Annotated in this window: 23 protein-coding genes; 12 read left to right on the top strand and 11 right to left on the bottom strand. The window is 72.5% G+C overall.

Going from position 1 to position 19,860, the window contains the following annotated elements:
* From ACFPCY_RS00810 to ACFPCY_RS00820, 3 genes are all read right to left on the bottom strand, one after another.
* Entirely contained in the window at nucleotides 1-774 is a 774-nt protein-coding gene (locus tag ACFPCY_RS00810) for a ferredoxin reductase (protein WP_378251585.1), read from the bottom strand.
* A gap of 4 nt (nucleotides 775-778) precedes the next feature.
* The gene (locus ACFPCY_RS00815) at nucleotides 779-1,381 is read right to left on the bottom strand and encodes a sulfite oxidase-like oxidoreductase (RefSeq protein ID WP_378251586.1); all 603 of its coding nucleotides are present in this window, start codon (nucleotides 1,379-1,381) and stop codon (nucleotides 779-781) included.
* 296 nt (nucleotides 1,382-1,677) lie between these two features.
* The gene (locus ACFPCY_RS00820) at nucleotides 1,678-2,505 is read right to left on the bottom strand and encodes an alpha/beta fold hydrolase (protein ID WP_378251587.1); all 828 of its coding nucleotides are present in this window, start codon (nucleotides 2,503-2,505) and stop codon (nucleotides 1,678-1,680) included.
* Nucleotides 2,506-3,000: 495 nt separating this feature from the next.
* Between ACFPCY_RS00820 and ACFPCY_RS00825 the strand changes: the two genes are divergently transcribed.
* From ACFPCY_RS00825 to ACFPCY_RS00835, 3 genes are all read left to right on the top strand, one after another.
* A complete protein-coding gene (locus ACFPCY_RS00825) occupies nucleotides 3,001-3,537 on the top strand; it encodes a hypothetical protein (protein ID WP_378251588.1) in 537 nt (178 codons plus the stop codon).
* A 100-nt stretch (nucleotides 3,538-3,637) separates the two neighbouring features.
* The gene (locus tag ACFPCY_RS00830; RefSeq protein WP_378251589.1) at nucleotides 3,638-4,345 is read left to right on the top strand and encodes an RNA polymerase sigma factor; all 708 of its coding nucleotides are present in this window, start codon (nucleotides 3,638-3,640) and stop codon (nucleotides 4,343-4,345) included.
* Nucleotides 4,342-5,262, top strand: a complete 921-nt coding sequence (locus ACFPCY_RS00835; RefSeq protein WP_378251590.1) for a CU044_5270 family protein — start codon at nucleotides 4,342-4,344, stop codon at nucleotides 5,260-5,262. The genes ACFPCY_RS00830 and ACFPCY_RS00835 overlap by 4 nt, the downstream gene beginning before the upstream one ends.
* A gap of 40 nt (nucleotides 5,263-5,302) precedes the next feature.
* Here ACFPCY_RS00835 and ACFPCY_RS00840 read toward each other — a convergent pair whose 3' ends face one another.
* The gene (locus ACFPCY_RS00840; RefSeq protein ID WP_378251591.1) at nucleotides 5,303-6,043 is read right to left on the bottom strand and encodes a hypothetical protein; all 741 of its coding nucleotides are present in this window, start codon (nucleotides 6,041-6,043) and stop codon (nucleotides 5,303-5,305) included.
* A 21-nt stretch (nucleotides 6,044-6,064) separates the two neighbouring features.
* The gene (locus ACFPCY_RS00845; protein WP_378251592.1) at nucleotides 6,065-6,616 is read right to left on the bottom strand and encodes a GntR family transcriptional regulator; all 552 of its coding nucleotides are present in this window, start codon (nucleotides 6,614-6,616) and stop codon (nucleotides 6,065-6,067) included.
* Between the two features lie 42 nt (nucleotides 6,617-6,658).
* Here ACFPCY_RS00845 and ACFPCY_RS00850 point away from each other — a divergent pair, with 42 nt between their 5' ends.
* Nucleotides 6,659-7,582, top strand: coding sequence for an alpha/beta fold hydrolase (locus ACFPCY_RS00850; protein WP_378251593.1), 924 nt, complete (start codon nucleotides 6,659-6,661; stop codon nucleotides 7,580-7,582).
* Nucleotides 7,583-7,612: 30 nt separating this feature from the next.
* Here ACFPCY_RS00850 and ACFPCY_RS00855 read toward each other — a convergent pair whose 3' ends face one another.
* A complete protein-coding gene (locus ACFPCY_RS00855) occupies nucleotides 7,613-8,776 on the bottom strand; it encodes a hypothetical protein (RefSeq protein WP_378251594.1) in 1,164 nt (387 codons plus the stop codon).
* Between the two features lie 494 nt (nucleotides 8,777-9,270).
* On the opposite strand from ACFPCY_RS00855, the gene ACFPCY_RS00860 reads away from it, so the two are divergent.
* The 3 genes from ACFPCY_RS00860 (at nucleotide 9,271) to ACFPCY_RS00870 (ending at nucleotide 10,345) form a co-directional block, all read left to right on the top strand.
* A complete protein-coding gene (locus ACFPCY_RS00860; RefSeq protein ID WP_378251595.1) occupies nucleotides 9,271-9,657 on the top strand; it encodes a hypothetical protein in 387 nt (128 codons plus the stop codon).
* 123 nt (nucleotides 9,658-9,780) lie between these two features.
* Entirely contained in the window at nucleotides 9,781-10,059 is a 279-nt protein-coding gene (locus ACFPCY_RS00865; protein ID WP_117359259.1) for a WhiB family transcriptional regulator, read from the top strand.
* Nucleotides 10,060-10,066: 7 nt separating this feature from the next.
* On the top strand, nucleotides 10,067-10,345 hold the full coding sequence (locus ACFPCY_RS00870; RefSeq protein WP_378251596.1) for a hypothetical protein: 279 nt from the start codon (nucleotides 10,067-10,069) through the stop codon (nucleotides 10,343-10,345).
* Nucleotides 10,346-10,745: 400 nt separating this feature from the next.
* Here ACFPCY_RS00870 and ACFPCY_RS00875 read toward each other — a convergent pair whose 3' ends face one another.
* Nucleotides 10,746-12,083 (bottom strand): ABC1 kinase family protein, encoded by a 1,338-nt coding sequence (locus ACFPCY_RS00875; RefSeq protein WP_465251207.1) that lies wholly within the window; start codon nucleotides 12,081-12,083, stop codon nucleotides 10,746-10,748.
* 156 nt (nucleotides 12,084-12,239) lie between these two features.
* Between ACFPCY_RS00875 and ACFPCY_RS00880 the strand changes: the two genes are divergently transcribed.
* On the top strand, nucleotides 12,240-13,034 hold the full coding sequence (locus tag ACFPCY_RS00880) for an enoyl-CoA hydratase/isomerase family protein (RefSeq protein ID WP_378251598.1): 795 nt from the start codon (nucleotides 12,240-12,242) through the stop codon (nucleotides 13,032-13,034).
* A gap of 64 nt (nucleotides 13,035-13,098) precedes the next feature.
* Here the strand turns inward: ACFPCY_RS00880 and ACFPCY_RS00885 are convergent, their stop codons facing one another.
* Nucleotides 13,099-13,890 (bottom strand): SDR family oxidoreductase, encoded by a 792-nt coding sequence (locus tag ACFPCY_RS00885; protein WP_378251599.1) that lies wholly within the window; start codon nucleotides 13,888-13,890, stop codon nucleotides 13,099-13,101.
* Nucleotides 13,891-14,286: 396 nt separating this feature from the next.
* Here ACFPCY_RS00885 and ACFPCY_RS00890 point away from each other — a divergent pair, with 396 nt between their 5' ends.
* Nucleotides 14,287-14,790 carry a M48 metallopeptidase family protein gene (locus tag ACFPCY_RS00890; protein ID WP_378251600.1) on the top strand — a complete coding sequence of 168 codons (504 nt, stop codon included), beginning with the start codon at nucleotides 14,287-14,289 and terminating at the stop codon, nucleotides 14,788-14,790.
* A 5-nt stretch (nucleotides 14,791-14,795) separates the two neighbouring features.
* Nucleotides 14,796-15,416 carry a hypothetical protein gene (locus ACFPCY_RS00895; RefSeq protein ID WP_378252543.1) on the top strand — a complete coding sequence of 207 codons (621 nt, stop codon included), beginning with the start codon at nucleotides 14,796-14,798 and terminating at the stop codon, nucleotides 15,414-15,416.
* A gap of 128 nt (nucleotides 15,417-15,544) precedes the next feature.
* On the opposite strand, the gene ACFPCY_RS00900 is transcribed toward ACFPCY_RS00895, so the two are convergent.
* The 3 genes from ACFPCY_RS00900 to ACFPCY_RS00910 form a co-directional block, all read right to left on the bottom strand.
* On the bottom strand, nucleotides 15,545-16,078 hold the full coding sequence (locus ACFPCY_RS00900) for an NUDIX hydrolase (protein ID WP_378252544.1): 534 nt from the start codon (nucleotides 16,076-16,078) through the stop codon (nucleotides 15,545-15,547).
* A gap of 62 nt (nucleotides 16,079-16,140) precedes the next feature.
* Nucleotides 16,141-16,317: a hypothetical protein gene (locus tag ACFPCY_RS00905; RefSeq protein ID WP_378251601.1), complete on the bottom strand. Its 177-nt coding sequence runs from the start codon at nucleotides 16,315-16,317 to the stop codon at nucleotides 16,141-16,143.
* The gene (locus tag ACFPCY_RS00910; RefSeq protein ID WP_378251602.1) at nucleotides 16,314-17,867 is read right to left on the bottom strand and encodes a zinc-dependent metalloprotease; all 1,554 of its coding nucleotides are present in this window, start codon (nucleotides 17,865-17,867) and stop codon (nucleotides 16,314-16,316) included. The genes ACFPCY_RS00905 and ACFPCY_RS00910 overlap by 4 nt, the downstream gene beginning before the upstream one ends.
* An 89-nt stretch (nucleotides 17,868-17,956) precedes the next feature.
* Here ACFPCY_RS00910 and ACFPCY_RS00915 point away from each other — a divergent pair, with 89 nt between their 5' ends.
* Nucleotides 17,957-19,042 carry an NAD-dependent epimerase/dehydratase family protein gene (locus ACFPCY_RS00915; protein WP_378251603.1) on the top strand — a complete coding sequence of 362 codons (1,086 nt, stop codon included), beginning with the start codon at nucleotides 17,957-17,959 and terminating at the stop codon, nucleotides 19,040-19,042.
* A gap of 47 nt (nucleotides 19,043-19,089) precedes the next feature.
* Nucleotides 19,090-19,779, top strand: a complete 690-nt coding sequence (locus tag ACFPCY_RS00920; RefSeq protein WP_378251604.1) for a hypothetical protein — start codon at nucleotides 19,090-19,092, stop codon at nucleotides 19,777-19,779.
* Nucleotides 19,780-19,860 lie beyond the last annotated feature (81 nt).

Below are 19,860 nucleotides of genomic sequence, written 5' to 3' on the forward strand. Positions count from 1 at the left end.
TCATCCTCCAGTGGGGCCGAAGCGTTCGGTGCGGATCCGGGACGGGTCGTGGCCGAGGGCGGTGAGCGTCGCGCTCACCGCCTCGACGAAGCCGGTGGGGCCGCAGACGTAGCAGCGGGGCGCCTGCTCGGCGGGCATGCCGTGCCGGGCGAGGTCGGCGGGGGTGAGCCGGCCGGGTGGACGGTCCTGCCCGCCCGGGGTGCGGCGGGTGTAGGCGAGCAGGACGCCGGCGTCCGGCCCGGGCAGGCCGGCCAGCTCGGTCCCGTAGCAGAGGCGGTCGGGGGAGCGCAGCGAGTACAGCAGCCGGAGCGGCCCGGCGGGCTCGCGGCGCCAGGCGCGGACCATCGCCATGATCGGGGCGATGCCCACCCCGCCGGCGAGCAGCAGGGACGGCGCCGGCTCGGCCGGGCGCCAGACGAACCAGCCGCCGACCGGGCCGAGGACCTCGATCTGCGCGCCCGCGGGCAGGTCGTCGACCAGGTACGGCGAGACCTCCCCGTCCGGGACGCGCTGCACGGTCAGCTCGACCCGCCGGCCGTCGGCGGGAGCGGACATCGAGTAGCTGCGCACCGCCTGGTAGCCGTCCTCGGCGGTGAGCCGGACGTCGACGTGCTGGCCGGGCAGGTGGCCTGGCCATCCGGGCACGTCGAGGATCAGGGTGCGCGTCGCGGGGTTCTCCCGGCGGTCCCCGGTCAGCGTCGCCGGACGCCACTGCGGCCCGTTCGGTCGCGCGACCGCGGCGGCTCCGGTGCCGGTGCCGGCGGGGGCGGTCACGGGGTCACGTCCACGAATAGCGCTGCTCGCGCCACGGGTCGCCGTAATCGTGGTAGCCGGCCGTCTCCCAGAAGCCCGGCCGGTCGTGGGTGAGCAGCCGGATGCCCTGGATCCATTTGGCCGACTTCCAGAAGTACAGGTGCGGGACGAGCAGCCGCGCCGGCCCGCCGTGCTCGGGCGCGAGCGGCCCGCCGTCAAAGCCGTGGGCGATCCACGCTCTGCCGCCGGTGATGTCGGCCAGCGGCAGGTTGGTGGTGTAGCCGCCGTAGCAGTACGCCAGCGCATGCGACGCGTGAGTGTCGAGACCTGCCAGCAAGGTGTCGACGGACACGCCCTGCCAGGACGTGCCGAACTTCGACCAGCGGGTCACGCAGTGGATGTCGGTCGTGGGCCGCTCCTGCGGCAGCGCCATGAACTCCGCCCAGGACCAGGACCGGGTGACGCCCGCCTCGCTCTCCACGGCCAGCGACCACGTGCCCTGGTCGATGCGCGGCGTCGGGCCCGCCGACAGGACGGGGAAGTCCTCGGTGAGGTACTGGCCCGGCGGCAGCCGGTCGTCCGCCTCGCGCTCGCGGCTGCGCCGGTGGAAACCCGGAGAGAAGGCCATCGACGTCATCTCCGATCGGAACCCAGGGCGGTCCCGCCTGCGGCGCCGCGCCTCACCGAGGACGCGCCGGTCTCGGCGGCGGTTCGGCGGCGTCCTGGCCGGCCCGCCATGAGCGAGTCCTCGCCACCGGCTCCCGCGAACGTCGTCGCCATTTCTCTAGACGGGGCCGCCCGTCCTTTCCCCTGCTCGGTCATGCACTCCTCGATCTCTGCTCACCGGACGTGAAGCAGCCCCCGGCCGGTCCTTGTCAACCCGGTCACCAGGGCGCCCTCGTCACGCCCTGATGCCGGGAATCCTCAGCGTTTGAGGAAGTCCAGCAGGTCGTTGTTGAATTTCTCCTTGTCGCCGGGGACGAGCGCGATTCCGTGGGAGCCGCCTTCGTACACCTTGAGGGTGGCGTTCGGAATGATCTGGGCGGACTTGCGGCCCGTGGCGTCGATCGGGACGATCTGGTCGTCGTCGCCGTGCACGACGAGCGTGGGGACGTCGAATTTGCGCAGGTCCTCGGTGAAATCGGTGCGCGCGAAGGCGTCCACGCATTTCACTCCGGCCTGGATGTTCTCGTGCATCGCCATGAACCAGAACGCGTCCCGGTTGCCCTGGGTGACCTTGTTGCCGGGCCGGTTGGCCGAGAAGAAGCCTTCCGAGGCGTCCTTCCAGTACTGCGACCGTTCACGCAGGATGCCGCTCTTGATGTCCTCGAACACCTGCTCGGGGACGCCTTCGGGGTTGTCCGGGGTCTGGAGCATCAGCGGCGGGATCGCCGACAGCAGCACCGCTTGGGCGATCCGTGCGGTGCCGTGGCGGCCGATGTAGCGGGCCAGCTCGCCACCGCCCATCGAGTGCGCCACCAGCGTGACGTCCCGCAGGTCGAGCCGGTTGATCAGGTCGTCGAGGTCGTCGGCGAAAGTGTCGAAGTCGTAGCCGTTGAACGGCTGGCTGGAGCGGCCGTGGCCGCGGCGGTCGTGCGCGATCGCCCGGTAGCCGTTCTCGGCGACGAACTTCATCTGGTCGTCCCAGGCGTCGGCGTTCAGCGGCCACCCGTGGATGAACACCACCGGCCGCCCCTGCCCCCAGTCCTTGTAGAAGATCTCTTCACCGTCGCGCGTCGTGACGTACCCCATTGCAGTTCCCCCGTGCCGCCCGCATTGCCGGCGTGATCGTGGTGATGGACGAGTCCGTCTCAAGGGTCCTCGTCACGAATTCCAGGACGGCACGGCTTCGCGTCGGGGCAAAGCGAGGTGACCGGACAGGTCTCGTCCCTCCACATGCAGTCACGCTCCTCCTTCCCTGGATTCCAGCAGCGCAGACGGCGCCGAAGTAAAAATGGTTTTGTCGCTACCAGCTGCATCGCTGACCGCGCCAATGCGGAGTTTCGATGCTCCGGTACGCATCCAACGGACGAACCGACGACGGCTACGTCCTTGTCCGCGAGAAGGCGCTTCACGGCTGCGGTGGCGACGATGTGGCGCAGCCTTGCCAGGCTGCCCGACCGGCCACGGCGGGCCGAGGGGACGGGGGATCCGCCGGACGGAGTCCCCGGAATCGCCCCGCCGAGCCCCCCGCCAACACCTAGGGTGAAGGACCCGTCACGAACTTGAGATCCTCTCGGAGGTGCCATGGCCTCGGGCATGAGCCCCAAGGACGCCCCCATCGGCGACGTGAGCGCCGCCCTGGCCGTCGTGGACTCGCATCTCAAGCGGTTCGGGACGGACCAGGCCACGGCCGGACGGGACGAACTGCTGACCCAGTACATGGGATCGCTCGGGCGAGGCGGAGCCTCCGACGTCCTCGACGGGGCCTGCACGCTGCTGTACGTCTTCATGCAGTGGCTGCGGAGCGCGCACGAATCGCAGGACAAGGACGTCCTTGAATACGTCCTGCCCTACGTGGTGGGCACCTTGAAGCACATGCGGACCGTCAGCGACGAGGGCATCCCGACCATGGCCGCGATGATGACCGCGTCGGTGGTGGACGTCAGCCCGTCGCTGTGGCGACACGAACTGGGGAGCTGGCGCAGGGAGGAGATGACCGCGTTCGAGGTGACCCTCTTCATCCTCGCCAGGCGCATCAACGAACTGTGCGGCGACGAGAACGCCGCGACCCAGATGGTGATCGAGGCCCTGGACGCCGCCGAAGACGGCGAGCCCGAGTGACCGAACGCGGATCCAAGGCCTCGTGGTCGTGCGGGGATGGACCTAAGTAGGGGGCTTCGGGCAATCACGGGTGTATCGACCGTCGAGGAGAGGTCATCAGATGCCCCGTTCGGGCTCGGCCACCAGAGAGCCCCGGCCGCCGGCCGTCCCACCGGACGCCACGCCGGACGTCCCAGCGGACGCCACGCCGGACGTCCCGCCGGACGCCACGCCGGAAGCAGGTGCGGAGTCGCCCGCCGGCGCCGATGACTCCGCCGTGATCGTCGCGTCGCGGCGGGAACCCGAACGGTTCGCGCTGCTGTTCCAGCGGCACGCGCGGGCCATCGGCCGCTACGTCACGCGGCGGCTGGGCCCCGGTCCGGCCGAGGACGTCGTGGCGGAGACGTTCCTGATCGCGTTCCGCGAGCGCGACCGCTACGACGCGTCCTGTCCCGACGCCCGTCCCTGGCTGTACGGGATCGCGACCAACCTGGTGCGGCGGCACCGGCGCGACGAGGTCCGGCTGCTGCGGGCGCTGGCCCGTACCGGGATCGATCCGGTCATCGAGTCCTTCTCGGACGCGGCGGACGCGCGGCTCAGCGCCGGTGCGGCGGGCCGCGGGCTGGCGGCGGCGATCGCCGGGCTGCCCGCGGCGCAGCGCGACGTCCTGCTGCTGGTCACGTGGGCGGGACTCACCTATGACGAGGCCGGGCAGGCGCTGGGCGTCCCGTCCGGAACCGTGCGCTCGCGCATGAACCGGGCCCGCGCCAAGCTGCGCGGCGCGCTCGGCGGAACCGATCCCTCCGCGCTCACCGAGGAGTCGCAGTGAACGAACTGACGCACGTGCGGCGGCTGCGCGCCGAGGTCCCCGAGGACCTGGACATGCCGGCCGCCGAGGACCGGCTGCGGGCGGAGATCGCCGAGGCGCGGAAGACGCCGGCGCGAGCCCGCAAACTGCGCTGGACGCTAATCCCCGCCGGGATCGCCGCCACTGCGATCGCCGTCGCGCTGGTGACCGTCCCGTGGTCGGACGGGTCCTCGGCCGAGGCGGTCGCTCTGATGGCCAGAGCCGCGCAGACGGCCCTGCACACACCCGCGTCGCCGCCGCGCAACGACCAGTACATCTACCAGGAGACCGTCGAGAAGCTGCGTCCCGCAGGACGGCCCTATACGCGGTACCGCTCCGAGTGGCTTTCGGTGGACGGCTCCAAGCCGGGACTGATCCGCGAGAGGAACGTCATCCCCGCCGGGACGCCCGCACCGCCCGCGGAGGAGATGCGTCCGGACGGCGAGACGGCCCTGCGGGCGTGCGGCGCGACGCCCCCGCTCTCGCGTCCCTATATCGGCAGCCTGCCGTCCAGGCCCGCGGACGTCCTGAAGCTGCTCGACGAGCGCGCCGGCGACGGCGGCCGGGGCGAGCGCCTCTGGAGCGCCGCGACGGACATGGCCGACACCGCCATGGCGCCCGCCGCCAGGGCGTCCTTCTACCGGGCGCTGGCCGAGATCCCCGGCGTCGGTGTCGCCGCCGACTCGGTGGACGCCTCGGGCCGGCACGGCGTGGCGCTGACCAGGACGTCCGACGGCGTCCGGGAAGAACTGATCTTCGACCGCACCACCTACGCCGTCCTCGGTGAACGCACCCTCGACGAGAAGGGAACCGAGTTCTCCTCGACCGCCCTCCTCAAAACCGCGGTCGTGGACAAGGCCCCGGCCCCCCGCCCCGGCACGTCCGAGGACACCTGCTGACCCCGCCGCCGCCCGGCCCCGAGGCCGGGCGGCCGAAGCCTCAACCGGGCTTTCCGGGAGTGTCGTCCAGCAGCTCCACCAGGCCGGCGATCATGGTGAGGATGAGCCGCCGGTCCTGAGTGACCGGCGTCCGGAACCTGAGCTCGGGAGGGACCAGGTCGGCAGACGTCCGGGTCGGCGAGGGAGAGCCCAGGTCGGCGGACGCCCGGGTCGGCGAGGGAGGCACCCAGACCCAGCCGCGCATGAGGGCCTCCTTGACCTCGACGGGAATCGCCGTGAAGCCCCCGGCCAGGTGGATGTCGTGCTGGACCACCTCGCGGTACAGGTAGTCGGACACCACGACGGCCAGGTCGGTGCCGGGATCGGCCATCACCGTGCGGAAGGCGGGGGCCTCGAGCAGCCGGAACAGCTCGGTCAGCGACGTTCCCGTGGCTCCGTGCCGGTCGAGCTGGACGAACCCCGCGTGCACGGCCACCCGCAACCGGAGCTGCGCCACCGCGGAGGCCAGCTTGTTGTGCCGCCGGACTTCGGAGAGCAGCTCCGGCACCAGCCGCGTGAGGAGGACGGACGGTCCGGTGCCCGGCTCGGCTATCAGGTACAGGCCGTCCCCCCGGTCCTCGTGGTGCGCGGACTTCCACGAGACCCCGGCCGCGGCGCAGGTCCGCTCGGTGAGGCCGTGGATCGAGGCGCGCAGGTGGAGCTGGACATCGGGATCGCGGCGGGTGCCGAACGCGACGATGTCCACCGCGAGCATTCCGCGATGCAGGGCGGGTGCGGTCAAGGCGTCCATGGGACCTTCCGGTCAGCCCACGACAGAGATCTGGCCACGCGGGGTGCGCAGTTCCGGGACCTCGCCGACCTCGTAGCACGGCCGGTTGCGGTCCGCCGCATAGGTGGTGACGGTCAGGCGGACGGGACGTTCCGCCGCCGTGTAGGCGGTCCGGTGGACGACGATGACCGGCCGGGACCCGCGGACGACGACCTGGGAGTTCTCGTCGATCTCCAGCCAGCCGGCCACCTCCCGGCTGGGGTACTCGATCCGCGCCTCGAAGTCCCGTATGCCGGGCCTCCGTCCCGCCGCCCGGACGCCGGACCGGTAGGAGTCCAGGTCGTCCGGCGTGCTCTCGCCGCCCTCCTCCCGGGACAGGAGCACCATGAACGGCAGCGGCCCCTTCGGGACGAACATGCCGTGCCCGTGGCGCAACTCGATCAGTCCCTCGTGCTCCAGCGCCGAGATCGCGAGGCGGATGGTGTTCCTGGACACCCCGAACTCGGTCTCCAGTTCCGGGACGTCACCTATCTCTTTCGGGAGTGAACTGTGTGACTCAAGGGAGGGATGCCACGACTTGTGCAATGCGCCGGTGGAGCCGGGCGGACGGCTGGCATAGTGGGGACGGTGACTCAGTTCGCTGTGCAGGCCGAGATGCAGGCCCAGGTGATCGAGGAGATGGGGCCTCTGCGCTCCAGGCTCGACGGGCGGGAGTTTCTCCTTTTCGGAAACGTCACCTCGCTGGACGACGAACTGCCGGAAGTCGATTCCGCGGTCGTCGTCGTCCATGGGGCGTTGCGCAATGCCGGGCACTATTTTCGAATAGTCGAGGAGGCGGCGCGGGGGCGCGAACCCGGGCCGCTCATCCTCGCGCCGCAGTTCCTCACCACCGCGGACGTCCGAGGGCGTCCGGAGCGGGAGGGGCTGCTGCACTGGGAGACCGAGGACTGGAAGAGCGGCTTCGGAGAGGTCAGCTCGTTCGAAATCCTCGACGCGCTGCTCGACCGGCTGCTCAACATCGACGGGCTGCGGAAGGTCACGGTCGCGGGCAACTCCGCGGGCGGGCAGTTCGTCAACCGCTACGCGGCCGTGGGCGACGCGCCCGACAAGGCGCCCGCCCGGGTGCGCTTCGTGGTGGCCAATCCCTCCACCTATCTGTACTTCGATCGCCTGCGGCCCACCCCGGACGGATTCGCCGAAGCAGGCGCCCCCGAGATCGACCATTGGCGCTATGGGTTCGGCGGCGATCGCCCGCGTTACGTGCGCGAAAATCCCGACTACTACTTCCAGCGTTATCTGAGCCGCGAGGTCGTCTACCTCCTCGGCGAGGAGGACGCCGACCCCGCCGCGGCACTTCTGGAAATCCACCCCGCGGCCCTCGCCCAAGGACGCACCCGCTACGAGCGCGGCGTCCGATATTACGACTACCTGCAACAAAAGGCGGGCGGTCCTCTGGAGAACCATCAGCTCGTACGCCTACCAGGAATAGGCCACGACGCGCACGACGTCTTCACCTCTTCCGCGGGCGTCACTCACCTGTTCGGCCATTGACCATTCCTCGGGTGGGGCGGCCGAACGTGGTCAGTGGGTGGATGCGGAGCGGAGGGTGGCGGCCAGGGGCGCCAGGGCTGGTTCTGCGGCTAGGGAGAGGGCGGCGATTCGGCGTTCTGGGCCTTGGCGGGTCAGGCAGGTGATCAGGGCGCGGGTCTGGGTGGACGCGCAGTCGCCGGATGGTTCGAGTAGGGCGGTGGCCTGGGCGGGGAGGTCGGCGGGAAGAGGTGTTAGCGGGACGTCGTCGTCGGGGGAGATGCCGGCGGCGAGCATCAGGAAGCGGGCGAAGACCTCGGTGAAGTCGGTGCGGCGCTCGGGGAAGCGGAGCATGCCGGGCATGAGCTCGGACGTCGAGGAGAGGGCCGTCTCCAGGGCCGTCCCCAGGACGATGTGCCGGTGCTCGGCGCAGCGCAGGGTCAGGCGTGCGGCGCGGGTGCGGGACGCGAGCGAGCGGGACAGGCGGGTGGCGAGTTCGTCCGCTTCGTCCTTGAGGTCGTGGAGGTGGCTCAGGTTGCGGTCGATCCACTTCTGCTGCTCTTGCAGAGCCTTGTCGTAGCGCTCCTCGGTGTCGGTGGCCTTGGCGGCCTCCTCGTCCAGGCGGCGCTTCAGTTCCTCCTCGTACCGGACGACGGACGCCAGTTCCGCGCCGAGTTCCTTGTCCAGGTTCTCGATGGACGCGATCACCTGGTCGGCTGAGCGGACAGCCTGCCCGGAAGGCGCGAGCGGGAAGGGCGGGAGCCGGTGCGCGACGGGCGAGGGCTCGTTCCGGGGAGTGGTCGCGGGGGCGAGGAGGCCGACCAGCTGAGCGGTCTCCCGGCGGGCCTGGAAAAGGGTGGATTCGAGCGTTTCGTCCAATCGCAGGATCATCTGGACGAGTGCGCCGAGGCCCAGAGCGCGGGCGACGGGGTCGTTGGCCTTGAGGGAAGCGGCGCGCTGGAGGCGGCGTTCGCGCGCTACCGCGGCGGCTCGGGCGATGGCGCGGGCGATGGTTTCGGCCCGTTCGTGGTCGCCGTCCGTCCGGTAGCCGAGGACCTCGCCGAGGTACAGGCCGGACGCCACCGACTCGCGGACCAGGGAGAGGATCTCGTACGCCTTCGCGGTCAGCAGCGCGGTCGGGAGGTTCAGCGCGGTGAGGTCGTCCACCAGGGCCGCGCGGAGTTCGGCGGCGGGCATGGTGGGCCGGGAGGGATCCATGGGCGGATTATCCCGTTGGCATCCGCTAGCGGTGTGCGGCGGCAGACGCGACGGCGCGAAGGACCGGGAGGGCTTCGCCGAGGTGGGGCCGAAGCGCGCGGAGTCCGATGCGTAGCCGCTTGTGGCCAGTTCCGGCAAATAGCGGGTGAGCGGGACGTCCAGGCTCAGCTCGCCGTCCGCGACGGCCACGCCCACCGCCGCCGACGAGGCATCGGGGCCCCTCCCGGCCGGGAGTCCCGTCCGCGAGCGGACGTGGCCGGACGCGGGCGTGCGCGGGCGTGATCATCAGCGTCCGGCGGGAGTAGGGTGTCAACGGCGGGCGCGAACCTCGGGGACGCGCGGGACGCGGTGCCGGTTCCGGTGAGACGGGCCACAAAACCGCAGGTCAAAAATATCTTGCTGATTTCCCGCGGATCACCGTACGCTCGTGACGAGCATTCAGCAGTCGAACGACTGGATCTTGGTCCGGCGGTCGGCACGAGAACAGGAAGGCGGTGTCCGGTCCGGTGAAGAACACGATCTCGTTGAGCGCGTGGCGGAACGGGGCCCTGCCCTGCCCCGCGTTCTCGGCCGCCTACGCCGGCGCCCACGCCGTCCTCGTCCGCACCGGAGAACTCGGTGACATGGCGAAACTCCGCGGCGGCGAGCGCATGGACGCGCGGTTCCAGGCCGGTCCGGACGGCTTCGGCCGGTTCGGCGGCGGCCTGCGGCTGCGCGGCCTGATGCAGCAGGTGTCCCGTGATGAGCAGGGGCGCAGTGTCTTCGCAACCGACCTCGCCGAAGACATCGAGCCCACCGCTCCGGCCACGACCCACGTGAACGTCCCCTCCCCGGAGGGTGACGAGTCGGGTCCGCACCCCTGGTGGCGACGACCGGTCTAGCACCGACCGGCGAGCCCCCAGGCCGCGGATTCCGACACCGGAGTCCGCGGCCTTCTTCTTTGCCCAGACGACCCGACGACACGAACCCGTTGAGATCCAACGAGAGGAACAAGGGTGACCGTGATGCAGGGGGCTCTCGCGATGAGCGACGAGGACCTTACTCTGCCCTGCCGGACCGACCCGGAGCTCTTCTTCGCCGAGGCGCCCGCCGACGTCGAGCTCGCCAAGGCGCTCTGCCTGGAGTGCCCGCTCCGCCGCGAGTGCCTCGCCGGCGCGCTCGAGCGCAAGGAGCCGTGGGGTGTGTGGGGAGGCGAGCTGTTCGTGCGCGGCGTCGTCGTCCCGCGCAAGCGGCCGCGCGGCCGTCCCCGGAAGCACCCGCTTCCCGACCAGGTGACCGCGTGATCCGGCGATGAACCCGATGCCGACCGTCCAGTTCGAGACGCAGGGCGGCGCGACCGTCGAGTCGCGCCGCCCCGTCCCCCAGGAGACCGAGATGAACTTGCTCAGCCAGGACCTTTCGCGCGAGCGAATACCCGTTCCGGAGATCGAGGTGGACGCCGCGTCCGCCGCGGAGCTGCGCGCCGCCCGGGTGCGGGCGCTCCGCCGGGCCCGGCGCGCCGCGCAGTTCCGCGCCGCGCGCGTGAGCCGGGCGCTGCTCGCCCCGGCCCCGCGCCGTCCGCTCGACTGACCCGTCCGTCCCGTCCCGGTCGTCCGGTTCGGCTGACCGGTTCGGACGACCGGTCCCTCCGATCCGACCCGGCCGGTCCGTCCCGACTCGACCCTGTCCGGCCGCCGCGCCCGCGTGGCGCGGCGGCCCCCGAAACCTCGCCGATCCCGGTTGCAGGCCCGGTCCGTTCTTTCTTGGATGGTTTGACGGGCTAGTGCGCCTCCCGGAACCGGCGTCCGCGCGTCCGGCCATCCCTCTCCCCGGCCGGACGCGACGAAACGGGGCCGCGCACCTCATCAGTGCGCGGCCCCGTTCGCATGCCGACCCGGTTTCAGGCGTCTCCGTTCAGGGACGTCTTCACTCAGGGACGTCTTCACTCAGGGACGTCTTCACTCAGGGACGTCTTCACTCAGGGACGTCTTCACTCAGGGACGACGTCGTCCTCGTCCGCGAAGCCGGGGACCCAGCGGAGGGACTCGGCGCGCGCGGGGATCTCGCATTCGAGCTGGCAGAGCACGCCCGTCCCGGCGGACAGGACGCGGTGCACGATCACGTACTCCGGCGGCAGGTTGAGCTGCCGGACGACGTTGGTCGGCCGCAGGTCGGTGACGCGGGCCGCCATGTCGCGCAGCCACTCGCGGTTGAACTTGAAGGTCTCGGTGATGAACGGCTCGGTGATCGGGGCGAGGAACGCCTCCAGGCCGTCGATGTCCACCTCGACGCCCTCGCGGATGAAGTCCTCGTCGCGGAGCGCGGCCTCGATCTCGTCGATGTCCTCCAGCGTGCCGATGCGCAGCAGGCGGCCCATCCGGTACTGGAACTCCTCGGGGATGCGGTCGACCGCGCCGAAGTCGAGGACGCCGAGGCGGCCGTCCGGGAGCAGCCGGAAGTTGCCGGGGTGCGGGTCGCCGTGCAGCAGGCCGCAGCGCTTGGGCCCGGACAGCAGGAACCGGCAGTACAGCAGGGCCGCATGGTCGCGGGTCTCGTCGTCGCCGTCGCTGATGATCTTCGACAGCGGGGTGCCGTCGATCCACTCGGTGACCAGCACGTTCCCGGCCTGCGCGACGACCTCGGGGATGTAGAAGTCGGGGTCGTCGCCGGGGAAGCCCTCGCGCATCCGGGTCTGGGAGGCGGCCTCGATCGAGTAGTCGAGCTCCTCGATCACCCGCTCCTTGAGCTCGGCGAGCATCGACTTGACGTCCAGGCCGGGCATCAGCACGCCGAACAGCCGGCCGAGCCGGGCGAGCTGGTTGAAGTCGCTGATCAGCGCCTTGCCCGCGCCGGGGTACTGGACCTTGACCGCGACGTCCCGGCCGTCCTCCCAGACGGCCCGGTGCACCTGCCCGATGGACGCGGCGGCGGCGGGCTTGTCGTCGAACTCCTGGAACCGGTCGCGCCAGTCCTCGCCGAGCCCCTCCGCGAGGACCTTGTGGACGGCCGAGGCGGGCAGCGGCGGGGCGGCCTCCTGCAACCGGGTGAGCGTGGCCCGGTACGGGCCGGCGATCTCCGGCGGCAGCGCCGCCTCGAAGATCGACAGCATCTGGCCGAGCTTCATCGCGCCGCCCTTGAGCTCGCCGAGCACCTTGAACAGCTGCTCGGCGGTGCGCTGCTGGATCTCCACGGCGACGGCCTCGGCGGACTTGCCGAAAGTGCGTTTCCCGACGCCCAGGGCGGTGCGCCCGGCGAAACCGAGCGGGAGGGACGCCAGCTTTGCGGACCGCGTCACCGCGCGGCGGGGAAGATCGCTCACGGCGCCCATTGTCGCGGGCCGCTGTCGTTCGCGCCACAACGACCGGTGACAAAGGCGCCGACCGGATCCTGCCGCACTTCCGCCACCTGCGAAGATGTGGTAAGTGTGCGCTTTCTCACGCGGGCGGGGGGTACCCGCGGAGGGCTCCGGCGGTACGGTTCGGCCATGGCTGAAGATCGCGTCCTGCTGGTGGAACGCCGACCGAACGGCGTCGCCGTGCTCACGCTGAACGACCCGTCCCGGCGCAACGCCATGTCGGACGCGATGACCGCCGCCTGGAAGGACGCGCTCACCGGGCTGCGCGCGGACACGGAGCTTCGCTGCGTCGTGGTCACCGGCGCGGGCACCGCGTTCACCTCGGGCGGCGAGCTGTCCTGGCTCGCCGACACCAACGCGGCGGCGCTGCCCGAGCTGCGCGCCCGGATGACCGAGTTCTACCGGACCTGGCTGATGATCAGGGATCTGGAGGTCCCGACGATCGCGGCCGTGAACGGGCACGCGGTCGGCGCCGGGCTGTGCCTCGCGCTGGCCTGCGACCTGCGCTACGCCGCCGCCGAGGCCAAGCTGCTCGCGCCCTTCACCGCGCTCGGCCTGCATCCCGGCATGGCCGCGACCTGGCTGCTGCCGGAGGTCGCGGGGCTGCCGCTCGCGCGCGAGATGCTGCTGACCGGACGCGTCCTGACCGGTGCCGAGGCGGAGACGAAGGGGCTGGTCAACCGGGCCGTCCCGGGCGAGAGCGTGCTGGCCGAGTCGCTCGCGGTCGCGGACCGCGTCGCCGCCCAGGCCCCGATCGCCACGCGGCTGACCAAGACCGCGCTCGCGGGCGGCGGCCACCCCGACATGGCGACCGCGCTGCGCTGGGAGGCCCTCGCCCAGCCGGTCACCATGACCACCGCCGACATGCTGGAGGGCCTCACCGCGCAGCGCGAGAAGCGCCCGCCGAAGTTCACCGGCCGCTGACGATCGAGGTTCGATCGAGCGCCGGGGGCGCTCAGACGACCGCGGTTTCGGGCGCCGGGGGCGGTCAGGAGGTCGCGGTTTCGGACGGGCGGGCCGTCCGGAAGTGGTCGGCCAGGTAGTCCTCCCAGGTGCGGGTGCCGCGGACGGCGCCCTCGCGGGCGAGGTTGAGGCCGTCGCGGTAGGCGCGGCCGACCTTTCCGGGCATCGGCACGGGGAGCAGCGGACGCCGCTTGCCCGCCGCCGCCAGGTACCCGCGGACCAGGTCGGGCAGGGTGTGATCGGCCGGCCCGGCCAGGTCGGGGACGAGTCCGGCGGGCTCGGCGAGCACGAGTCCGGCCAGGTGCTCGGCGACGTCCCGCTCGTCCACGGGCTGGAAGCGCAGCGCGCCCGGGGCCGGGACGACCGGCAGCTTGGCCATCTTCGCCGCGACGCCGAGGATGAGGCTGTGGAACTGGGCGGGCCGCAAGGTCGTCCAGGGAACACCCGAATCCTCGACGGCCCGCTCGGACGCGAGCTTGGACCGCAGCCAGCCGATCGGGACGCCCTCCACCCCGGTGACCGAGACGTAGACGAGGTGCCGCGCGCCCGCCCGCTTCGCGGCTTCGGCGAGGTTCCGGGTCGCGATGTCGTCGCCCTTCGGGCCGCCCGCGAGATGGACGATGATCTCCGTTCCCGCGACGGCCGCGTCGACGCCGTCGCCCTTCAGCAGGTCGCAGGCCACGTACTCGACGCCGTCCGAGGCCGGGCGGGCGTGCCGGGTCAGCACCCGCACCGCGCGGCCCGCGTCCCGCAGGTGGGGGACGAGCAGGGAGCCGAGCGTCCCGGTGCCGCCGGTGACCAGAATCGGTGTCGCCATGACTTCTCCGTTTCCGCGAGGACGGCGCGGTGCGCGCCGTCTACAGGAGCGACGGATCTCGCCCGGGAGATGTGACAACGCGCTGGTGAGACGGTCCGGAGCCGGTCGGCGCGGCCGTCCTCGCGGAGGCTCCGAGCCGTCCGGGATCGTTCGCTCACAGCGAACTCGCGTCACGCTCCGTACTTATTTCGGACAGACCGAATTCACCGAAACTCCTTCCGGGAGGCCGTCCCGGTCCGCCCCGCGGTCGCTACGACTAACCCGCGAGCGGGGAAAACATCGGTCCTGAGCTGGGAAAACGGCCAACCCCCCCTGTGGCGGGCGCAAAGTTTTGGGTACGGTTCTAGCGTGCCCCCAAACGTTGAGGTCCGCCGGAGCAGCAGACGTCGGCGGACGGTGTCCGCATATCGGGACGGGGACAAGGTCGTGGTGATGCTGCCGTCCCGGCTCAGCAAGGCCGAAGAGGAGCAGTGGATCGCGACCATCCTCCAGCGCCTCGCCGACCGCGAGCGCCGGCGCCGCCCGAGCGACGCCGACCTGGAGACCCGCGCCCACGAGCTCAACCGGCGCTACCTCGGCGGCCGGGCCGTCCCGGCGAGCGTCCGCTGGGTGGAGAACCAGCGCACCCGCTGGGGCTCCTGCACCCCGGACGACGGGACCATCCGGCTCTCCACCCGCCTGCGCGGCATGCCGTCCTGGGTCGTGGACTACGTGCTGGTCCACGAGCTGGCCCACCTGCTCGTCCCCGGCCACGGGGCCGACTTCTGGGAGCTGGTCGGCCACTACCCCAAGGCCGACCGCGCCCGCGGCTACCTGGAGGGCGTCGCCGCTGCGGCCCACCTCCCGATGTCGGAGGAGTCCGACGAGGACGACGGCCTCCGGCACGGAGTGGCCGGTTGACCGCGGTGCGGTATGCGGGGGTGCTGGCCGTGCGCTCGTCCGGCGGGGACGCCCAGCCGCCGCCCGGCGTGGACGCGGGCGACTACCGGCTCGCGCTGCTGGAGGACACCTACGAGGTCGTCGCGGGGCTGGAGCTGGTCACCGCCGCGCTCGTCCTCGACCCGCCCGACCAGCCCGACGTCGAGGCGCTGACCTGGCCGGGCACCCCGATCGTCCGCGAATCGGGCCTGCCCCCCGCGTTCGCCGCCCTGCACGCGCTCGGCGCGACCGAGGCCGCGCTGCTCGCGCCGGACGCCCCCGACCTGCCGCCGCTGCTGCTCGGCAAGCTGTTCCGCGCGCTCGGGCACGCCCCGGCCGCCGCCTGCCAGTCGGCCGGCGGAGGGCTCGTCGCGCTGGCGGCCCGGCTGCCCCTGCCGTCCTGGCTCGAAGACGCCCTGACCAGCACGGATCTCGACGTCCCGGACGCCCTGGCCGTGCTCCGCGCCGCCGCCCCGCGCCCCGGCCAGATCCCGCAGGGCCCGAGCTGGCACCGGCTGCGCACGCCCGAGGACGTCGCGCTCCTCGACCCCGGCCTGGAGGGCTGGGAGTCCACCCGCGCGCTCCTGGAAGGCAACCCCGTCCGCTGACCCCGGCCGCCTCCGCGTCCAAGCAGCGGAAATCCGCGGTCAGAGGCGCAGCGGCGTCCGCGATCAGCAGCGCGGCGGGGATCCGCTTTCAGCGGCTCGGATTCCCGTCCGGCGGTGAGGATCCGCGGTCAGAGGCGGGCGGCGGTGATCAGGCGGCGGAGCGCGTCGTCGGTCGGGTGCGGGAGATCGTCCAGGGGGAACCAGCGGAGATCGTCCGACTCGTCGCTCACCGCGGGCCGCGCGCCGGGCGGGGCGACGGCCACGTACTGGACGTCCAGGTGCCACGACCCCTCGGGATGGCACTTGACGGCGTGCCGGTCGAGCCGCACCGGCACCGGCTCCAGGACGAGATCCGGGATTCCGGACTCCTCGGTGGCCTCGCGCAGCGCGGCGTCCGCGAGGGTGACGTCGCCCCGCTCGCAGTGCCCGCCGAGCTGGAGCCACAGCTTGATCTTCGCGTGCAGGGTGAGCAGGACGCGGGAGCGCGTGGCGTCCAGCACCAGCGCGCTCGCCGTGATGTGCCCGGGCAGGCACTCGCGCCACGTGCCGTCCGGGTGGGCGGCGAGGTGGTCGAGGAACCCGTCGCGGACGCGCCGCTGCTCGGCGTCCGGCGCCGTCCACTCCGAGAGGACGCGGACGGCGTCGGCGTGCAGCCCGGCCACCCGCCCCCCGCCGTCCGGCGGCGGGGAGGCGGCGTGGTCCGGTCCGGGAGGCGGGGGAGCGGTCACACGCGTCCCACGCGGGGGTAGCGGGAACCCGCGCGCTGGTGGCGGCGGCGCTCCTGGTCGCTCGGACGCTGCCAGCACAGCGCCGTGCGGGACGCGCGGCGGCGCATCAGCGCCGGACGGGACGGGCTGAGCGCGCAGCCGTGGACATGGGAGGCGGGACGCGACGTGCTCATGCGCCCGGCTCCGCTTCGCCCCGGCCCTTGCCCCCGTCCTCGCCGTCGTCCGGCTCGGCGTCGTCGGGTTTCACGGCCTCGTCCGGCTTGGCGGCCTCGACGGGTTTCACGGTCTCGTCCGGTTTCGCGGTCTCGTCCGGCTTCGCGGTCTCGTCCGGTTTCGCGGTCTCGTCGGGCTTTTCGGCCTCGCCGGGTTTCGCGGGCTGCTCGGAGATCTGCGCCTCGTCCGACGGGCGCTCCGCCGTGAGGGCGGACAGGTCGGCGTCCGACAGGCCCGGATTGTCCGGGTCGCCGTGGACGAAGGCGTCCGGGTCGGCGAGATCGTCGGCGGTGGGCAGCAGGTCGGGGTGCTCCCAGACCGCGTCCCGGCCGTCCACCCCGCGGGCGTCGGTGAGCGCGCGCCACAGCGCGCCCGCCTCGCGCAGCCGCCGGGGCCGCAGCTCCAGGCCGACCAGCGTGGCGAAGGTGCGCTCGGCGGGACCGCCGGTCGCGCGCCGCCGCCGGACGGCCTCGGCGAGCTTGACCGCCTCGGGCAGCCGTCCCTCCGCGACCCGGTTGACGACCGTGTCGACCCAGCCCTCGACCAGCGCGAGCGTGGTCTCCAGCCGGGCGAGCGCGGCCTTCTGCTGCGGGGTCTCGGCGGGGGTCAGGGAGATCCCGTCGCCGAGGGCCTCCTGCAGCGCCTCGGGGTTGGACAGGTCCAGCCCGGTGACGGCCTGCTCGATGCCCGACAGGTCGACGGTGATGCCGCGCGCGTAGTCCTCGACCGCGCCGAGCAGGTGCGCGCGCAGCCAGGGGACGTGCGCGAACAGCCGCTGGTGCGCGGCCTCGCGCAGCGCCAGGTACAGCCGGACCTCGTCGCCCGAGACCTCCAGGCCGTCGCCGAACGCCGCGACCCCGGCGGGCAGCAGCGCGCCGACCCCGGCGGGCGCGAGCGGCAGGCCGACGTCGCTGGAGGAGGTGACCTCCTTGGCGAGCGCGCCGAGCGCCTGCCCGGTCTGGCCGCCGACCATGGCCCCGGCCATCTGCCGGACCATGCCGATCAGCGGCCCGGCCATCGCCTGCATCTCGGCCGGGACGTCCTCGCCGAGGCCGCCGCCGAGCGCGCCGCCCATCGCCTCGACCATGCGGGAGGCGATCGGGTCGCAGACCTGCTCCCAGACCGGGAGGGTGCCCTCGATCCACTCGGACCGGCTCCACGCCTGCGGGGAGCGGATCCCGGCGGGCAGCGTGGTGCCCTCGTCGAGCCACAGGTCGGCGAGGCGGAGGGCCTCCACGACCTTGCCGCGCTCGGCGTCCAGGACGGACGGGTCGCCGCCGTCCTCGACCACGGAGTGCCGGGCGATGTTCCTGGCCAGGTCCCAGTTCAGCGGGCCGTCGCTCCCGGATCCGGGCGCGCCCTGGGTGCCGATCATGTCGGCGAAGCGGTGCAGCATGTCCGCGAACTGCCGCATGTCGCCCATGCCGCCGCCCATGCCGCCGAACGGGTCCTGGGGCTTGTCGTCGTCACCGTCGCCCGGACGGTTGAAGCCGAACGGAGTGTCATTCATCGGTTTGCCCCTGGCATGCATGATGGGCTCATATCCGCAACGTTAGCCGGTCCCGGCGAGGTCGCGTACACAGAGAAGGGGGAGCTCCCGTGGCAACGGGCAAGGTTCGCCCTCGGCGTAGCAAGGGCCCGGTCGTCGCCGTCACCGGCGCGGCGTCCGGTCCGGGGCGGCTGCTGGCCGCCCGGCTCGCCGAGCGCGAGGAGATCCGCAAGGTCGTGGCCGTGGACGGCCACCGCGGCGACGTGCCCGGGGTGACCTGGCGGGTCGTGGACATCCGTGACCCGCTGCTGTCCAACCGGCTCTCGGACGTCGACGTGGTCGTCAACCTCGACATCGAGCGCTCGCCCGACATGGACCCGAGGGAGCGCCGCACGCACAACGTCCGCGGCGCGCAGACGGTCGTGACGGCCGCCGCGGCGGCGCGCGTCCGGCGTGTCGTCCTGGTGACGAGCGCCATGGTCTACGGCGCGACCGCGGACAACGAGGTCCCGCTGAACGAGGACGCGCCGCTGCTCGCCGAGGCCAACACCTCCATCGCCGGCGACTACCTGGAGATCGAGGACCTGGCGGCGTCCGCCGGGGCGACCCATCCGGGGCTGGAGGTCACGGTCGTCCGTCCGGCCGCGCTCGTCGGGCCGGGGGTGGACACGGTCGTGACGCGCCACTTCGAGGCCCCGCGCCTGCTCACGGTGAAGGGCAGCGAGCCCGCCTGGCAGTTCTGCCACGTCGAGGACCTGGCGTCCGCGCTGGAGACGGTCGTGGTCGAGAACCTGCCGGGTCCGGTCGCGGTCGGCTGCGACGGCTGGCTCGGCATGGCGGAGGTCGCGGAGATCACCGGCAAGCGCGGCTTCGAGCTGCCCGCCGCGGTCACCTTCGGGATGGCGCAGCGCCTGCACCGCCTCGGCATGACCCCGGCGCCCGCCACCGACCTGCACTACGTCGCCTTCCCCTGGGTCGTGGACGCCGCCCGGCTGCGCGCCGCCGGCTGGAAGCCCGCCTACGACAACGCCACCGCCCTGCTCGTCCTGATGGAGGAGACCGCCGGACGCCACGCCGTCGTCGGACGCCGCGTGGGCGGCAAGGAGGCCACGATGGCCACCGCCGCAGGCGCGACCGTCGCCGCGATCGGCGCCGCCGCAGCCATCCGCCGGGCCCGCCGCCGCCGTCGCGTCTGACCCGCGTTCACCTGACCCGGGGCTGCGGGGGCGGCGACAATGGCCGCATGGGATCTCCTGAGGGTCGGGTGCGCTTGATCGTGGACGCGGCGGGCGTCTCGGACGCCTCGTCGTGGGTCGTGGACGGCATCGGCGAGTTCGGAAGCGGCGTCCGCGGGCTCATGCCGCCGGTCTTCGAGGGTTATGTCCGGATCCTGCATCCGGCTTCGTCGCCTTCGGAGGAGCCGGTGCGGTGGGAGGACGTCGCGCGCGAGGCCGGAACGCGCGTGGACGCCCGGACGCGCTTCGATGAACTGGCCAAGGGGGCGTCCGGGCGGCTCTGGGACGAGGGGCCGCGCGCGGGGGAGTTCCCGGCGTCGCGGCTTCCGGCGCTGGCGTCCGTGCTGCGCGCGCACACCCGCACGCCGGACGCCTGCTGGTTCTGCCTCTGGGACGGCTGGGGCTGGATTCCGGACGGCACGTTCGCCTCGGCGCCGCGCGTGCGGCTGCCCCACCGCGACTACCTGCTCTACGAGGGACCGGTGGACGCGGCGGACGAGTTCGGGCAGCGCGGGGACGGGTTCTTCTTCCCCCAGTCGCCGAACCTCTTCTGGCCCGCCGACCGCGGCTGGTGCGTGGCGACCGAGATCGACCTGGAATCCACGTACGTGGGCGGTTCGGCCGCGCTCGCGGAGGCGCTGCTGACCGATGACCGATTCGAGGCGCTCTCCGTTACTGCCGACGACCCCGTGGCGTGACCCCGTGGCGTGACCTCGTGGCGTGACCTCGTGGCGTGAATGACCCCGTGGCGTGAATGACCCCGTGGCGTAGAAGTCGCG

The organism is Actinomadura gamaensis, assembly GCF_042652125.1.
GTDB classification, from domain to species: domain Bacteria; phylum Actinomycetota; class Actinomycetes; order Streptosporangiales; family Streptosporangiaceae; genus Spirillospora; species Spirillospora gamaensis.

Bases quoted from the DNA above. Each gene is read 5' to 3' on its own strand.
- ACFPCY_RS00815 (WP_378251586.1), bottom strand. From the start codon at position 1,381: ATGGCCTTCTCTCCGGGTTTCCACCGGCGCAGCCGCGAGCGCGAGGCG.
- ACFPCY_RS00820 (WP_378251587.1), bottom strand. From the start codon at position 2,505: ATGGGGTACGTCACGACGCGCGACGGTGAAGAGATCTTCTACAAGGAC.
- ACFPCY_RS00825 (WP_378251588.1), top strand. From the start codon at position 3,001: ATGGCCTCGGGCATGAGCCCCAAGGACGCCCCCATCGGCGACGTGAGC.
- ACFPCY_RS00830 (WP_378251589.1), top strand. From the start codon at position 3,638: ATGCCCCGTTCGGGCTCGGCCACCAGAGAGCCCCGGCCGCCGGCCGTC.
- ACFPCY_RS00855 (WP_378251594.1), bottom strand. From the start codon at position 8,776: ATGGATCCCTCCCGGCCCACCATGCCCGCCGCCGAACTCCGCGCGGCC.
- ACFPCY_RS00865 (WP_117359259.1), top strand. From the start codon at position 9,781: ATGCAGGGGGCTCTCGCGATGAGCGACGAGGACCTTACTCTGCCCTGC.
- ACFPCY_RS00870 (WP_378251596.1), top strand. From the start codon at position 10,067: ATGAACCCGATGCCGACCGTCCAGTTCGAGACGCAGGGCGGCGCGACC.
- ACFPCY_RS00875 (WP_465251207.1), bottom strand. From the start codon at position 12,083: ATGGGCGCCGTGAGCGATCTTCCCCGCCGCGCGGTGACGCGGTCCGCA.
- ACFPCY_RS00880 (WP_378251598.1), top strand. From the start codon at position 12,240: ATGGCTGAAGATCGCGTCCTGCTGGTGGAACGCCGACCGAACGGCGTC.
- ACFPCY_RS00885 (WP_378251599.1), bottom strand. From the start codon at position 13,890: ATGGCGACACCGATTCTGGTCACCGGCGGCACCGGGACGCTCGGCTCC.
- ACFPCY_RS00905 (WP_378251601.1), bottom strand. From the start codon at position 16,317: ATGAGCACGTCGCGTCCCGCCTCCCATGTCCACGGCTGCGCGCTCAGC.
- ACFPCY_RS00910 (WP_378251602.1), bottom strand. From the start codon at position 17,867: ATGAATGACACTCCGTTCGGCTTCAACCGTCCGGGCGACGGTGACGAC.
- ACFPCY_RS00920 (WP_378251604.1), top strand. From the start codon at position 19,090: ATGGGATCTCCTGAGGGTCGGGTGCGCTTGATCGTGGACGCGGCGGGC.